The organism is Phenylobacterium glaciei, from assembly GCF_016772415.1.
GTDB classification, from domain to species: domain Bacteria; phylum Pseudomonadota; class Alphaproteobacteria; order Caulobacterales; family Caulobacteraceae; genus Phenylobacterium; species Phenylobacterium glaciei.
Window position 1 is genome coordinate 478,365 of record NZ_JAGSGD010000001.1, and the last position, 14,204, is coordinate 492,568.

At 68.8% G+C, this 14,204-nt stretch carries 13 protein-coding genes; 8 read left to right on the plus strand and 5 right to left on the minus strand.

Going from position 1 to position 14,204, the window contains the following annotated elements; genetic code table 11:
• Window positions 1–21 precede the first annotated feature (21 nt).
• The gene (locus JKL49_RS02355) at window positions 22–1,809 is read right to left on the minus strand and encodes a glycoside hydrolase family 15 protein (RefSeq protein WP_215338079.1); all 1,788 of its coding nucleotides are present in this window, start codon (window positions 1,807–1,809) and stop codon (window positions 22–24) included.
• A gap of 127 nt (window positions 1,810–1,936) precedes the next feature.
• On the opposite strand from JKL49_RS02355, the gene pyk reads away from it, so the two are divergent.
• Window positions 1,937–3,358, plus strand: a complete 1,422-nt coding sequence (gene pyk / locus JKL49_RS02360; protein ID WP_215338081.1) for a pyruvate kinase — start codon at window positions 1,937–1,939, stop codon at window positions 3,356–3,358.
• Window positions 3,359–3,441: 83 nt separating this feature from the next.
• Here the strand turns inward: pyk and JKL49_RS02365 are convergent, their stop codons facing one another.
• Both JKL49_RS02365 and JKL49_RS02370 read right to left on the minus strand, forming a co-directional pair.
• Entirely contained in the window at window positions 3,442–5,592 is a 2,151-nt protein-coding gene (locus JKL49_RS02365; RefSeq protein WP_215338083.1) for an amylo-alpha-1,6-glucosidase, read from the minus strand.
• Window positions 5,593–5,603: 11 nt separating this feature from the next.
• Window positions 5,604–6,668, minus strand: coding sequence for a glycosyltransferase family 4 protein (locus JKL49_RS02370; protein WP_215338085.1), 1,065 nt, complete (start codon window positions 6,666–6,668; stop codon window positions 5,604–5,606).
• Window positions 6,669–6,815: 147 nt separating this feature from the next.
• Here JKL49_RS02370 and pgl point away from each other — a divergent pair, with 147 nt between their 5' ends.
• The 4 genes from pgl (at window position 6,816) to eda (ending at window position 10,999) form a co-directional block, all read left to right on the plus strand.
• Window positions 6,816–7,490 carry a 6-phosphogluconolactonase gene (gene pgl / locus JKL49_RS02375; protein WP_215338087.1) on the plus strand — a complete coding sequence of 225 codons (675 nt, stop codon included), beginning with the start codon at window positions 6,816–6,818 and terminating at the stop codon, window positions 7,488–7,490.
• Window positions 7,491–7,596: 106 nt separating this feature from the next.
• Window positions 7,597–9,411: a phosphogluconate dehydratase gene (gene edd, locus JKL49_RS02380; protein WP_215338089.1), complete on the plus strand. Its 1,815-nt coding sequence runs from the start codon at window positions 7,597–7,599 to the stop codon at window positions 9,409–9,411.
• Window positions 9,408–10,382, plus strand: a complete 975-nt coding sequence (gene glk, locus JKL49_RS02385; protein ID WP_215338091.1) for a glucokinase — start codon at window positions 9,408–9,410, stop codon at window positions 10,380–10,382. The genes edd and glk overlap by 4 nt, the downstream gene beginning before the upstream one ends.
• A complete protein-coding gene (eda, locus tag JKL49_RS02390) occupies window positions 10,379–10,999 on the plus strand; it encodes a bifunctional 4-hydroxy-2-oxoglutarate aldolase/2-dehydro-3-deoxy-phosphogluconate aldolase (RefSeq protein ID WP_215338093.1) in 621 nt (206 codons plus the stop codon). Before glk ends, eda begins: the two co-directional genes overlap by 4 nt.
• A gap of 43 nt (window positions 11,000–11,042) precedes the next feature.
• On the opposite strand, the gene cysQ is transcribed toward eda, so the two are convergent.
• A complete protein-coding gene (gene cysQ, locus JKL49_RS02395; protein ID WP_215338095.1) occupies window positions 11,043–11,813 on the minus strand; it encodes a 3'(2'),5'-bisphosphate nucleotidase CysQ in 771 nt (256 codons plus the stop codon).
• Window positions 11,810–12,010 (minus strand): DUF3553 domain-containing protein, encoded by a 201-nt coding sequence (locus JKL49_RS02400; RefSeq protein WP_215338097.1) that lies wholly within the window; start codon window positions 12,008–12,010, stop codon window positions 11,810–11,812. Before JKL49_RS02400 ends, cysQ begins: the two co-directional genes overlap by 4 nt.
• A gap of 66 nt (window positions 12,011–12,076) precedes the next feature.
• Between JKL49_RS02400 and chpT the strand changes: the two genes are divergently transcribed.
• From chpT to JKL49_RS02415, 3 genes are all read left to right on the plus strand, one after another.
• A complete protein-coding gene (gene chpT, locus JKL49_RS02405) occupies window positions 12,077–12,766 on the plus strand; it encodes a histidine phosphotransferase ChpT (protein WP_215338099.1) in 690 nt (229 codons plus the stop codon).
• Between the two features lie 239 nt (window positions 12,767–13,005).
• Window positions 13,006–13,371: a response regulator gene (locus JKL49_RS02410; RefSeq protein ID WP_215338101.1), complete on the plus strand. Its 366-nt coding sequence runs from the start codon at window positions 13,006–13,008 to the stop codon at window positions 13,369–13,371.
• On the plus strand, window positions 13,368–14,195 hold the full coding sequence (locus JKL49_RS02415) for a CheR family methyltransferase (RefSeq protein WP_215338103.1): 828 nt from the start codon (window positions 13,368–13,370) through the stop codon (window positions 14,193–14,195). The genes JKL49_RS02410 and JKL49_RS02415 overlap by 4 nt, the downstream gene beginning before the upstream one ends.
• Window positions 14,196–14,204 lie beyond the last annotated feature (9 nt).

Below are 14,204 nucleotides of genomic sequence, written 5' to 3' on the forward strand. Positions count from 1 at the left end.
CGCCTTCGCCGGAAAAAGGATTCAACGCACGCTGGTCCACGGTCGGCTCAGCATGTTGGCGCAGTTGATCAGGCCCACCAGGGAGTAGGTCTGGGGGTAGTTGCCCCATAGCTCCGCGCCGTCGAGGGTGATGTCCTCCGACAGCAGGCCTGCGGCCGTGCGCCGGCCCAGCATCTCCTCGAACAGGTCGCGGGCCTCCTGGCTGCGGCCCGACATGTGCAGCACCTCGATCAGCCAGAAGGTGCAGATGTTGAAGGCGGTCTTGGGCTCGCCAAAGTCATCGGGGACGGCGTAGCGCAGCATGTAGGGGCCGCGCCTCAGGCCTTCCTCCACCGCCTTGATGGTGGCGGCCATGCGGGGGTCGTCGGGGCTGACGAACCGCACATCCACCAGCTGCAGCAGGGAGGCGTCCAGCTCATCGCCGCCGAAGGTGGCGGCGAAGCGGCCCAGCTTCTCGTTGAAGGCGCCCTTCTCGGTGGTCTCGCGCACCTGGGCGGCGCGGCCGTTCCAGAAGTCGGCCCGCTCCATCAGGCCCAGCTGCTGGGCCGCATTGCCCAACCGGTCGCAGGCCGCCCAGCACATCACCGCTGAATAGGTGTGGACGTTCTCCCGGCCGCGGAACTCCCACAGCGAGGCGTCGGGCTGGTCGTGCAGTTCGAAGGCCCGGTCCCCCACCGGCTCCAGGGCGCGGAAGTCCTCCACCGTGGCTGGCCTAAACAGCCGCTGGTCGAAGAAAGCCTGGACCGTGGAGAGCACGATCTGGCCGTAGACGTCGTGCTGCAGGTGCTCGTGCGCCTGGTTGCCCACCCGCACCGGCCCCATGCCGCGATAGCCGGGCAGATGCTCGGCGAACCGCTCCACCAGGGACGGTTCGAGCCCCACGCCATACAGCGGCTGAACGTGACCGCCCTTGGCCATGTCGATGACGTTGCGCAGATAGACCAGGTAGTTTTCCAGCAGGTCTGCGGCGCCGAGCCGGTTCAGGGCCTGGACCACGTAATAGGCGTCACGCAGCCAGCAGTAGCGATAGTCCCAGTTGCGCTGGCTGCCCTCGTGCTCAGGGATCGAAGTGGTCAGGGCCGCGACGATGGCCCCGGTCTCTTCGTGGGCGCAGAGCTTCAGGGTGATGGCCGCGCGGATCACCGCGTCCTGCCACTCCAGCGGCACCGACAGGGTCCGCACCCAGCCGCGCCAGTACTGGGTTGTCTCGCTCAGCATCCGCGCGGTGGTGGCCGCCACGTCGGTGTCGAACCCCTCGTCGGGGCCCAGGAACATCGAGAAGGGCTCCTCCAGCCGGAACAGCCGCTCGTCGCGGATGTGGGAGACCGGCGCCTCGGTGGTCAGCCGCAGGGTCATCTCGCCGCCCACATAGCGCAGGTGGTTGGAGCCGGTGGTGATGGTCGCACGCGCCTCGCCCCAGTTGACCATCGGCCGCATGCGGATGCGGATGCGAGGCGTGCCGCTGACCGGACGCACCTTCCGCACGAAGGCCATGGGCCGGTAGACTCGGCCGAACTGGCGGTAGCGCGGCGCGAAGTCGGTGATCTCCACCACCGCGCCGGACTTGTCGGTGATCTCGGTGATCAGGATCGGGGTGTTGCGCAGGTAGCTCTGCCGGACGCTGGCCATGTCCTCGACGTCGATGGACCAGAAGCCCTGGTCGTCGGCCCTGTCCCCCGACAGCAGGGCGCAGAAGGCCGGGTCGCCATCCACCCTGGGCGTGCAGGCCCAGACGAATCGCCCGGAACGGTCGATAAGGGCGCTGGCCGCGCAGTTGCCGATGGGAAACAGGTCGAGGGTCTGGGTCATAGGGTCCGAATCCTCGACGGATGTGTTCGGTTCACGACGAGCCCTTATTCGTTGAGCCCTGACCGCAGGGTGGTCTTTTGATAAGCATCGATCTGTTCGACGCAACGCGATTTGGCAGGGAGACCAGATGATCCGCGCTCGACGCGCCCGCATTGTGGCGACCCTCGGTCCCGCCAGCCGTGACGCAGCCCAGATCCGGGCGCTCGCGGAAGCCGGCGCCGACGTGTTCCGGGTCAATTTCAGCCACGGCGGTCACAAGGACCACGCCCGCACCATCGCCAATGTCCGCGCGGTGGAGGCCCAGGTCGGCCGGCCCCTGGCGGTGCTGGCCGACCTGCAAGGACCCAAGCTGCGCCTGGGTGAATTCGCCGACGGCCAGGTGAGGCTGAAGGTGGGCCAGGACTTCCGCCTCGACCGCCACGCCATCGACGGCGACGCGAGCCGTGTTTGCGTGCCCCACGCCGAGATCTTCGCGGCCCTGAAGCCGGGCGCCGATATCCTGCTGGACGACGGCAAGGTGCGGCTCAAGGTGGCCAAGTGCGGCCCCGACTTCGCCGACACTGTGGTGGTGGCCGGCGAGGCGCTCTCCGATCACAAGGGCCTGAACCTGCCGGGCCTGGCCATCCCGATCCCGGCGCTCACCGCCAAGGACCTGGAGGACCTCAACTTCGCGTTGTCGGTCGGGGTCGACTGGGTGGCGCTGTCCTTCGTGCAGCGGGCCTCCGACATGGCCGAGCTGCGCCAGATCGTGCAGGGCCGCGCCGGCGTCCTGGCCAAGATCGAAAAGCCGGCCGCCCTGGAGGCGCTGGATGAGATTCTCGACCTCTGCGAGGCGGTGATGGTGGCGCGCGGCGACCTGGGGGTCGAGCTGAACCCCGAGGACGTGCCGGTGGTGCAGAAGGCCCTGGTCCGCGCCGCACGCACCCGCGGCATCCCGGTGATCGTGGCCACCCAGATGCTGGAGAGCATGATCACCTCGCCGACCCCCACCCGCGCCGAGGCGTCGGATGTGGCCGGCGCGGTCTATGAGGGCGCCGACGCGGTCATGCTGTCGGCGGAGACGGCGGCCGGCCAATATCCGGTGGAGGCGGTGACCATGATGGACCGCATCCTCACCCGCGTGGAGCACGACCCCCGCTGGCCCGAACTGATGCGGGCGGAATACCCGGTGGAGGACGCCGACGCCGACGCCCTGGTGGCCGCCGCGCGCCGCGCCGCCGAGGCCGCCTCGACCGCCTGCCTGGTGGCCTTCACCACCACGGGTCAGACGGCCCTGCGGCTGTCGCGCGAACGCCCGCTGCAGCCGACACTGGCGCTCACCACCCGGCTGGCGACCGCGCGTAGGTTGGCCCTGGCCTGGGGCGTGGAATCCCGGGTGATCGACGAGATATCCGATCCCGAGGACCTGGCCCGGGTCGCGGTCGCCGTGGTGACCGAGATGGGCCTGGCCCCGCCCGGCCACCGGGTGTTGATCCTGGCCGGCCTGCCGATGGGCTCCCCCGGCGCGGCCAATATCCTGCGCCTGGCCCACACGCCCATGAAGCGCTGAGTTGGAATAGTTCAACCTTGAACTACTGGGGACCTAGAGCATTTTCCGATAAGTGTGAAACGGTTGTCGGATCGAAAAGGGCTCTAGCAGATCTTGACCGCGATCGAGCTGTGTCCGCGGGCCTGGACCACGACCTTGCCGCCGACCCGTTCGAACAGCAGGTCGACCTTCTCGTCGCCGACCCGCAGGCCGTCCACCGCTAACACGTCGATGCCGATGGGTAGGCGCGGATCGACGATCTCGATGCCGTCGCCAGACCCGTTCACGCAGATCCCCAGGCAGGCCTGCAGCATCATGAATACCGACCCCGCCGCCCAGGCCTGGGGCAGGCAGGCCACTGGATAGTTCACCGGCGGCTCGCCGGCGTTGCGGCCAAAGCCACAGAACAGTTCCGGCAGCCGCATCTCAAAGCTGGCGGCGGTCTCGAACAGGCCCGAGGTCAGGTTCACCACCCCGTCCCGCTCGCCATAGCGCGACAGGCCCATGGCGCAGACCGCGGTGTCGTGGGGCCAGACCGAACCGTTATGATAGCTCATCGGATTGTAGCGGGCCTCGCCGACCGCCAGGGTCCGCACGCCCCAGCCGCTATCGAACCGCGCCGACAGCAGCTGCTCCGTCACCTTGCGGGCCCGCTCAGGCGACGGCAGGCCGCAGAACAGCAGGTGGCCGGGATTGGAGGTCCGCGTGCGGCACAGCGCCCCGTCGCCGTCGATGGCGATGCCGTAGAACTGCTGGTCCTCCATCCAGAACCGCGCCTCCACCGTCTCCCGGATATGCTCGGCCTTCTCGCCCCAGCGCGTCTTGCTGGCCTCGTCTTCCCGCAGGCCGGCGAAGTGGGCCATGGCCTTGTAGGCGGCGAAGGCATAGCCCTGCACCTCGACGAGCGCGATCGGCCCGTCGGGGAACCGGCCGTCGGCGTGGAAAACGCTGTCCTGGCTGTCCTTCCAGCCCTGATTGGCCAGGCCGCTCTCCTGGCCCCGGGCATAGTCGATCAGCCCGTCGCCATTGGTGTCGCCGAAATGCTCCATCCAGGCGGTGGCGGCCTTCAGGGCCGGCCACAGGTCGTCGATCAGGGCCATGTCGCCGGTCCGCTCGGCGTAGGCGCCGGCCAGGGCCACGAACAGCGGCGTGGTGTCGACCCCACCGTAGTAGCGGCCGAAGGGCACCTCGCCCAAGGCCGGCATCTCGCCCTTGCGGGTCTCGTGCATGATCTTGCCCGGCGCGCTGTCACGGAAGGCCGAGACCTCCTCGGCCTGGTGGGCGGCCAGATAGGTCAGCACCCCTTTGGCCAGGGAGGGCTCGAACCACAGGATCTGCCAGGCGGTGATGATGGCGTCGCGGCCGAAGGCCGTCGAGAACCAGGGAATGCCGGCATAGGGATAGGGGCCGGTCTCCATGCGGGTGGTGAGCAGGGCCAGGTCCGCCCGCGACTTCTCCAGCCATTCGTTGAACAGCCGGCCCGAACTGCGCAGCCGCGCGCCGTGCCGCCGCCGGGCGCGCATATCCCAGCGGGCCCGGGCTGCGCCATCCCGGAAACGTTCGCGGTTGGGGGTGGGGGCATCCTCCGAGCCGATCTCGAGATAGAGCTCCAGGGCGCCCTCGGGCGCCAGGGAATACATGAAGTCGGCCCGCCCCGCGGTCAGCCGGCCCGGCGGGTCGGAGAAGGCGATGACGCTGGTCCGCTCCACCTGATCGAGGCCCACATAGGTGAAGGTCACCCGGCGCCCGTCGATCACCGGCGGCAGCATGTAGCCGCGTCGCGCGCGCTTCATCCCGCGCACCTCGAACATATCGCGGAAGTCGGCGCCGAACTCTATGGCCAGGGGCAGCAGCACCACGTCGCGGCTGTAGTTGGTGCAGGTGATCCGCTCGTAGAGCCGCTCCTCCCACAGGAAGCGCTTCCGCTCGAGGTGCAGGACGCCCGGCGGTCCCACCGGCCCGCCCGGATAGGGCAGTTCCTGGTTGGCGCCGTTGAAGGTGAAGAACACATTGTCCTGGGCGATAGCCGCCGACAGCAGGGACGGTGGCCGGTCGCCCAGCAGCACGCGGAACCGCGACAGGATGCGGGTGTCGTTGTGGAACAGGCCGTCGCCGGCCCCCAGGATGTCGCCATAGGAGTCGGCCACCACGAAGGTGTCCTTGTCCTTCAGGGCGTGCAGACGGTGCGGCGTGCGCGGTTCGACCGACTCGCCCTGTTCGACCGGGGCCTCAGGCGCCGGCGCCAGATCGTCCATGTGTTCTTGCCTCAGGCGTTGGCAGCGAAGGCGAAGTCCTGGCTGAGCGGAGCGCCCAACCGGGCGTAGAGGTCAAGATAGCGCCGCGCCATGGCGGTGGCCGAGTACTTCAGCTCGAACTGCTGGCGCACCTTGCGCCGGTCCAGGCTGGTCGCCCGGCGCGCGGCTTCCACAGCCTCCTCGTCGGTGCGGACGATGAAGCCGGTGACGCCATCCTCGATCACCTCGGGCACCGAGCCGCAGGCATAGGCCACCACCGGCGTTCCGCAGGCCATGGCCTCGATCATCACCAGGCCGAAGGGCTCGGGCCAGTCGATGGGGAAGAGTAGGGCCTCGGCCCCGCCCAGGAACTCTGATTTCTGATCGTCGCCGATCTCGCCGACGAACTCGATCAGAGGGTCGCCGAGGATCAGGGGTTCGATCTTGTCCTGGAAATAGCGCTGGTCGGCGGCGTCCACCTTGGCGGCGATCTTGAGCTTCTTGCCCAGGCGCTTGGCGATGGCGATGGCGCGGTCGGGGCGCTTCTCCGGCGAGATCCGGCCCAGGAAGGCGAGGTAGCCCTCGGACTTCGCGTGGAACTCGTAGATGTCGGTGGTCATGCCGTGGTGGACGGTGCCCGCCCAGCTGGTCGTGGCCAGGGGCCGACGCTGGTCGTCGCTGATGGAGACCAGGGGGTATTGGGGCCAGCGGTCGTAGACGCCTTGCAGGTCCTTCAGGTCCAGCCGTCCGTGCAGGGTGGTGACGGTCTTGCCGGCCATGTCCTCGAAGAACGGGAAATGGATCATGTCGGTGTGGAAGTGGATGACGTCGAAGTCGTCGGCTCGGCGGCGCACCTCGGCGAGCATCGACATGTGGGCGGCCAGGTCGCTCTTCAGCTCGGCGGGATCGAGGCGGATGGCCTGATCGCGCACGGTGACCAACTTGGCCTTGGTCCGCGCATCGGCGCTGGCGAACAGGGTCACGTCGTGTCCCAGCTCCACCAGGGCGTCGGTGAGGTGGGAGACGACCCGCTCGGTGCCGCCGTAGAATCGCGGGGGGACAGCTTCATACAGAGGCGGAACCTGGGCGATCCTCATGGCGCAATCCTTACTGTAAGGGCGAGTCTCAACCGGCGCCCGTGTGACGCCGTTTGCGAAAGGGAAGCTCCCGACCTGCGCCGTGAGTTCCGCATCCGAACGCAGTTTTTTCGATCCGACCGGCCCGCGGTGCGTTATGGGCGGGAGATGATCGAAACCTTCGCAGACGAGGCCGCCCTGGCCGCCGCCGCCGCCGCCGCGACCGTGGAGGCCCTGGCCGCCGGTCTGGCCGCCCGGGGGCATGCCAGCCTGATCGGCACCGGCGGCCGTTCCCCGACGCCCGTCTACGATCTGCTGAGCGGAGCTGACGTGAATTGGGGCCGGGTGACGGTCGGCCTGTCCGACGACCGCTTCGTTCCCATCACTTCTCCGGACTCCAATGAGCGCCTGGTCTGCGAGCGCCTGCTGCGGGGCCGCGCGGCGCCGGCCAGCTTCCTGCCGCTCTATGCCAACGTCCCCAGTCCCGAGGCGGCCGCGGACATCGCCGAGCCCCACCTCCGCGCGCTGGCCCCCTTCGATATGCTGTTCCTTGGCATGGGGGAGGACGGTCACGTCGCCTCTCTGATCCCCGGCAGCCCGGTGATGACGGCCGGTCTCGATCCTGTGGGCGAGCGCTATGTCATCGGCGTTCCAGCCGGCGTCGGCTCGCCGCCGGTGGCCCGCATCAGCCTGACCTTGCCGGCGCTTTTGCAGGCGCGGATCACGCTGCTGCTGATCCGTGGGGCGGTGAAACGCCAGATCGTGGCGCACGGCTCAGGACTGCCGGTGCACGCGCTCCTCAAACAGGCTAAAGCGCCCCTGCGCGTCCTCTGGACGCCGTGAGTTTCCAGAGCGTGACAGCCTGAAGTGGATACCGGTTCAGGCGCCCGTCACGCTCTAAGTGTAAAATGACAGCCTGTCTCTTTGACAGGCTTTAGGAGCAACCCCCATGCATCCGGTCACCGCCGCGGTCACCGCGCGCATCGTCGAGCGCAGCCGCGAGACTCGCGCCGACTACCTGGCGAGAATGGAAGCCGCGCGCCATGCCGGGCCTGGCCGCGCCAAGCTGTCCTGCGCCAACTGGGCCCATGCCTTCGCCGCCTCGCCGGACGGCGACAAGCAGCGGATGCGCAATCCCAATGCGCCGAACGTGGCCATCGTCTCGGCCTACAATGACATGCTCTCGGCCCACCAGCCGCTGGAGCGCTTCCCCGACATCATCAAGGCGGCGGCGGAAGGCGTCGGCGCCACCGCCCAGTTCGCCGGCGGCGTGCCTGCCATGTGCGATGGGGTGACCCAGGGCCGTCCGGGCATGGAGCTGTCGCTGTTCAGCCGCGACGTGATCGCCATGTCGACGGCCGTGGCCCTCACCCACGACGCCTTCGACGCGGCCCTGATGCTGGGGATCTGCGACAAGATTGTGCCGGGCCTGACCATCGGGGCGCTCGCTTTCGGCCACCTGCCGGTGATCTTCGTGCCGGGCGGCCCCATGACCTCTGGCGCTTCCAACGCCGACAAGGCCCGGGTGAGGGCCCTCTACGCCGAGGGCAAGGCCACCCGCGACGAGCTGCTGGACATGGAGATGAAGTCCTACCACGGCCCCGGCACCTGCACCTTCTACGGCACCGCCAACTCCAACCAGATGATGATGGAGATGATGGGCCTGCACCTGCCGGGCGCGGCCTTCGTCACCCCAAATACGCCGCTGCGTGACGCGCTGACCGCCCAGGCCCCGATCCGCGCCATCGAGATCGCCGACGGGACCAACGCCTATGCGCCGATGTCGGCGGTGGTGGACGAGAAATCCATCGTCAACGCCATCGTCGGCCTGCTGGCCACCGGCGGCTCCACCAACCACACCCTGCATATCGTGGCCATGGCCAGGGCCGCCGGGGTTATCGTCGACTGGACCGACTTCGACGAATTGTCGCGGATCACACCCTTGATGGCGCGGGTCTATCCGAACGGCAGCGAGGACGTGAACGCCTTCCACGCCGCCGGCGGCATGGCCTATGTCGTCCGCGAGCTGCTGGACGCAGGGTTGGCCCACGAGGACGTGGTGACCGTGGCCGGCGAAGGCCTGCGCCGCTACCAGCAGGAGCCCTTCCTGGAGGACGGCAAGCTGGTCTGGCGCGACGGCCCCACCGCCTCCCTCAACCCCGACATCCTGCGCCCCGTCAACGATCCCTTCATGCCCGAGGGCGGCATCCGCCTGTTGTCCGGCGGTCTCGGCCGCGCGGTCATCAAGACCTCGGCGGTGAAGGACGAGCACCTGATCATCGAGGCCCCAGCCATTGTCTTCCAGGACCAGGACGAGCTGCTGGAGGCCCACAAGAACGGCGAGCTGAACCGCGACTTCGTGGCCGTGGTCCGCTTCCAGGGGCCACAGGCCAACGGCATGCCCGAACTGCACAGCCTGACCCCCGTCCTGGGCGTCCTGCTGGACAAGGGGTTCAAGGTGGCCCTGGTCACGGACGGCCGCATGTCCGGCGCCTCGGGCAAGGTGCCCGCCGCCATCCACGTCTCGCCCGAGGCGGGTCTGGGCGGACCCCTGGCCTATGTGAAGACCGGCGACCTGGTGCGCCTCAACGCGCACGAAGGCGTGCTGGAGATCCTGGTGGACGCCGCCGAACTCGCCGCCCGGCCCCGGGCGCCCAGGCCGCCGGCCGGCTTCGGCTATGGCCGTGAACTGTTCGGCGCCATGCGCCGCGCCGCCGGACCGGCCGAGGCCGGCGCCTGCACCCTGTTCGGGGACGCCGCGTGAAGACCAACTACACAGGCCTCGTCGGCGACGTCGGCGGCACGAACGCTCGTCTCGCCCTGGTGGACGAGGGCGGCCATATCCGCCATCCCAAGACCTATCCGGCCGCCGACTTCGGCTCCCTGGGCGAGGTGATCGGCCAGTACCTGGAGACCACCGTCGGCCGCCGCTGCCCGCCGCGCGCGGTGCTGGCCGTGGCCGGCCCCGTGGTGGACGGCGAGATCGAATTCACCAACCTGGCCTGGCGGATTTCCGAGGGCGAGCTGGTGGGGACCTTCGCCTTCGAGGCCGCCCAGCTGATCAACGACTTCGCGGCCCAGGCCATGGCTGCTCCGGCCCTGGACGCCGATGACCTCAAGCCCATAGGGCCGGTGCTGAAGGGCGCGCAGGGCGCGCCGATCGTGGTGCTGGGCGCCGGGACCGGCTTTGGTGTGGCGGGTCTCGCCCGCTCCGAGCGCGGCGACGTGCCCATCGCCACCGAGGGCGGCCACGCCGCCTTCGCGCCCTATGACGAGGTCGAGGCCCGGGTGCTGGAGCGCCTGTGGAAGACCCATGGCCGGGTCTCCATCGAGCGCGTCCTGTCGGGCCGCGGCATGTTCGAACTCTACGAGGCGCTGGGAGATATCCGCGGCGTCGACACCGGCCTGGTGGACGAGAAGGCGGTGTTCGCCGCCGGCCAGGCCGGCGATCCGCTTTGCTCCGAAACCCTGGATCGGTTCTGCGGCATCCTTGGCTCGGTGGCCGGCGATCTGGCCCTGACCTTTGGAGCCCGCGCCGGGGTCTATGTCTCGGGCGGCATCGCCCCGCGCATGGTGGATCGGCTCAACAGCGGCGAATTCCGCCGCCGGTTCGAAGACAAGGGGCGGCTGTCGGACTATACCCGCGACATCCCCACCTCGCTGATCGTCCATCCCTATGCGGCGCTGGTGGGCTCGGCCCGGGCGCTGAAACAGTTGGAAGGAAGCCGTCTTTGACCCTCCAGGACATCCTCAAGCTCGCCCCGGTCGTCCCGGTCCTGATCATCGAGGAAGAGGCCCACGCCGTGCCCCTGGCCAAGGCCCTGGTGGCCGGCGGCCTCTACGCCCTGGAAGTCACCCTGCGCACCCCGGTCGCCCTGGACTCCATCCGCCGCATCGCCGGTGAGGTCGAGGGCGCGGTGGTGGGCGCCGGCACCATAACCACCGCCTCGGCCCGCCAGTCGGTGGCCGACGCCGGCGCCAAGTTCGGGGTCAGCCCCGGTTTGATCGAGGGCGAGGGTTTCGACGGCCCCGTGCCCCTGCTGCCGGGCATCGCCACGGCGACGGAACTGATGTGGGGCCTGCGAGCCGGCTACACCCACTTCAAGCTGTTCCCCGCCAATATCGTCGGCGGCGTCGGTGCGCTGAAGGCCTTCGCCAGTCCCTTCCCCCAGGCCACGTTCTGCCCGACCGGCGGGGTCAGCCTGGACAACGCGGCCGACTACCTGGCCCAGCCCAACGTGATCTGCGTCGGTGGCTCCTGGGTCGCGCCGATGGACGCCGTGCGCGCCGGTGACTGGGGCCGGATCACCGAACTGGCGCGCGCCGCGTCGCAGCTCGGCAAGGCCGCCTGACGCCGGTTGCATCGCCGGGCAAACGGCTAAGCAAGGTGGGGTCCTATTTGCCCCGGGCCACGAACCAGCCGTTGCGGAACTTCTCATCGGCCTTGCCGTAGACGAAGACCTCGCCCTCCGGCGTCAGGACGCTGCCCCCCGCCGCCTCCAACACCGCCTGCCCCGCGGCGATGTCCCACTCCATGGTGGGTCCATGGCGGGGGTAGACGTCAGCCGCGCCCTCGGCCAGGCGGCAGAACTTGATGGAGGAATCCATCGCGCTGGTGGCGTTGAAACCGTACTTGTCGGCCAGGGCCTTGAGGGTGTCTTCCTTCATGGTGTGGCTGACCAGGGCCACCGCCGCGCCCTTGGCCCAGGCCCGGGCCTGGACCGGCTTGCCGGCCTCGCCCACCACCCGTTTCATGGCCTGAGACCCTTGCGTGTACCAGGTCTCGCCGCTGGCCGGGGCGCAGACGGCGCCCGCCACGGGACGGCGGCGCTCGATCAGGGCGATGTTGACGGTGAAGTTGGGGTCGCCGCGCACGAAGGCTTTTGTGCCGTCCACCGGGTCCACCAGGAAGAAGCGTTCGCCCACCGCATCGGGTGTGCCGAACTCGCTGGCGTCCTCCTCGGAGATCACGTGGACGCCCGGGAAGTGGGTCTCCAGCCGTTCCAGGATCAGCAGCTCGCCGCGGCGGTCGGCCTCGGTGACCGGACTGTCGTCGGCCTTGGAATGGACGGTCAGGCCCGACTTCCACAGGGGCAGGACCAGACGCCCGGCCTCCTCGACGATGTCGGCGAGCAAGGGCCCGATGTCGGTGTTGAAATCGCTCATCGCTTGCCGCTCCGGGGGTCGTCGCTCACGAAGGTCAGGGGCACGATCGACGTGTCGATCACCTGCTTGCCGCCGTCCTGGAAATTCACCGTCACCTTGCGCCCCGCCACCGACTGCACCTGTCCCGGACCCCAGTCGTCGCAGCCGGGATGACGTACGATGACGCCGGGCTCAAGGAAGGGGTCGGAACCGCTCATAGGCCGGTTACCTATCCGCCCTGCCCGGTTTGCCAAAGCGCCAAATCAGGCCAAGTTCAGGGCCTCATGTCAGACCCAGACCAGACTCCCGCCGCTGAAGTCCCCGTGGAGGCCGCCCCCCCGCCGGCGCCGCGCACCGCCGAGGTGGCCGCCTATCTGGCGGCGCGGATGTGTCACGACTTCATCAGCCCTGCCAGCGCGATCGTCTCAGGCCTGGACTTGCTGGACGACCCCAGCGCCCAGGACATGCGCGAGGACGCCATGAACCTGATCGGCGGCAGCGCGCGAAAGCTGGCCGACCTGCTCTCCTTCACCCGGGTGGCCTTCGGCGCCTCGGCGACCGCCGAGACCTTTGACGCCCGGGAACTGGCTAAGCTGGCCCAGGGCGTGTTTGGCCACATGCGCGCCGAGATGGACTGGCAGGTGGAGCCCGCGTCCCTGAACAAGCCGGCGGCCCGGGCCATCCTCAACCTGGCCCAGATGGCCGGTGCGGCCCTGCCCACCGGCGGTGTCGCCAAGATCCGCGCGGTGGAAGAAGGCGCGACCATCGTGCTGGCCGTGGAGGCCGTCGGTCCCCGCGCCCGCCTGCGCCCGGAAGTTCTGGCCGGCCTGCGCGGCGAGGCCATGGGCGAAGGTCTGCATGGGCACTGGGTCCAGGCCTATTACGTGCATCTGTTCATGACCGACGCCGGTGGCCGCATCTTCGCCGATGTCGCCGAGGAAAAAGTCACCTTCGCGGCCAGCATTCCGGCTTAGAGCCTGATCCGTTGAGGTGGAATCGCTTCGCGATTCCGCCGATGCGGTGAACCAGGCTCCAGATTTAAGCGAGAGCATGATTCACGCTTCAGCCGGGACCGCGACGCGGTTCCGTCTAAAACGATCATGCTCTAGCCAAGACCTGCGACCAAGCCGCGCGAAATGTGAATTTCCGACCGGTTAACACGGCTCCTTAACCAACCGCGCGCGAGAAGACGGTGGAAGGGTGGAGTATCCCGTTGAAGACCTGCCTTGTCGTTGACGACAGCCGGGTGATCCGCAAGGTCGCCCGCCGAATCCTGGAGGACATCGGCTTCGAGATCGCCGAGGCGTCCGACGGGATGGAGGCGCTCGCCTGGTGCCGCGCGGCCATGCCCGACGCGATCCTGCTGGACTGGAACATGCCGGTGATGACGGGGATCGAGTTCCTGCGCCACCTGCGGCTGGAGCCGGGCGGAGACAAGCCCACCGTGGTGTTCTGCACCGTCGAAAACGACCTCGAACGCATCCGCGAGGCGCTGGACTGCGGCGCCAACGAGTACATCATGAAGCCCTTCGACGGCGACATCATCGCCTCGAAATTCGCCGAGGCCGGGCTGGCATGAGGACCGAGGACATCGATCTGGTGGTGCAGCTCTGCGCGGCGCGCGCGGGGCTCTTCGTCGACCCCGACAAGACCTACCTGCTGGAAAGCCGCCTGGGCCCGGTGGCCCGGCGTGAGAACTTCGGTTCCATCGACGACATGATCGCCGCCCTGCGCACCAAGCGCGAGGACCGGCTGGCCTGGGCGATCGTCGAGTGCATGGCCTCCAGCGAGACCGCCTTCTTCCGCGACCGCGCGCCCTTCAACCTGTTCCGCGACGAGATCCTGCCGACGCTCGCCCGGCTGCGCGACGGCGAGCCGATCCGCATCTGGAGCGCGGCCTGCGGGTCGGGGCAGGAAGTCTATTCCCTGGCCATGACCATCGAGGACCAGCGCGCCCTTATCCCCGGCGCCAAGCTGGAGCTGTTCGCCTCGGACCTTTCGGAGCGCGCCCTGGAAAAGGCCCAGAGCGGCCTCTACACCCAGTTCGAGATCCAGCGCGGCCTGCCGATCCGCCAGCTGGTGCGTCACTTCGAGAAGGCCGACGAGATGTGGGCGCTCGCGCCGCGCATCCGCCAGATGGTGCGCTGGCGGCGGATCAACCTGGTGGCCGACCTCTCGGCCGCCGGCCGGTTTGATGTGATCTTCTGCCGCTACGTTCTGAGCGCCCTGGTGGAGCCGATGCGCGCCCGCCTGCTGGAGAACCTCGCCCGCGCGCTGAGCCCTGACGGGTTCCTGTTCCTGGGACTGGGGGAGACCGCCACCGGCCTCTCCGAAGCCTTCCAGCCCGTCAGCGGGCGACCCGGGCTCTATGCCCGAAATCCTTCCTTTCGCGCCGCCGCCTGACAAGCGGAG

Coding starts and splice junctions, on each gene's coding strand:
- JKL49_RS02415 (WP_215338103.1), top strand. CDS start 13,368: ATGAGGACCGAGGACATCGATCTGGTGGTGCAGCTCTGCGCGGCGCGC.
- edd (WP_215338089.1), top strand. CDS start 7,597: ATGCATCCGGTCACCGCCGCGGTCACCGCGCGCATCGTCGAGCGCAGC.
- JKL49_RS02355 (WP_215338079.1), bottom strand. CDS start 1,809: ATGACCCAGACCCTCGACCTGTTTCCCATCGGCAACTGCGCGGCCAGC.
- pgl (WP_215338087.1), top strand. CDS start 6,816: ATGATCGAAACCTTCGCAGACGAGGCCGCCCTGGCCGCCGCCGCCGCC.
- pyk (WP_215338081.1), top strand. CDS start 1,937: ATGATCCGCGCTCGACGCGCCCGCATTGTGGCGACCCTCGGTCCCGCC.
- JKL49_RS02400 (WP_215338097.1), bottom strand. CDS start 12,010: ATGAGCGGTTCCGACCCCTTCCTTGAGCCCGGCGTCATCGTACGTCAT.
- JKL49_RS02370 (WP_215338085.1), bottom strand. CDS start 6,668: ATGAGGATCGCCCAGGTTCCGCCTCTGTATGAAGCTGTCCCCCCGCGA.
- JKL49_RS02365 (WP_215338083.1), bottom strand. CDS start 5,592: ATGGACGATCTGGCGCCGGCGCCTGAGGCCCCGGTCGAACAGGGCGAG.
- chpT (WP_215338099.1), top strand. CDS start 12,077: ATGTCAGACCCAGACCAGACTCCCGCCGCTGAAGTCCCCGTGGAGGCC.
- cysQ (WP_215338095.1), bottom strand. CDS start 11,813: ATGAGCGATTTCAACACCGACATCGGGCCCTTGCTCGCCGACATCGTC.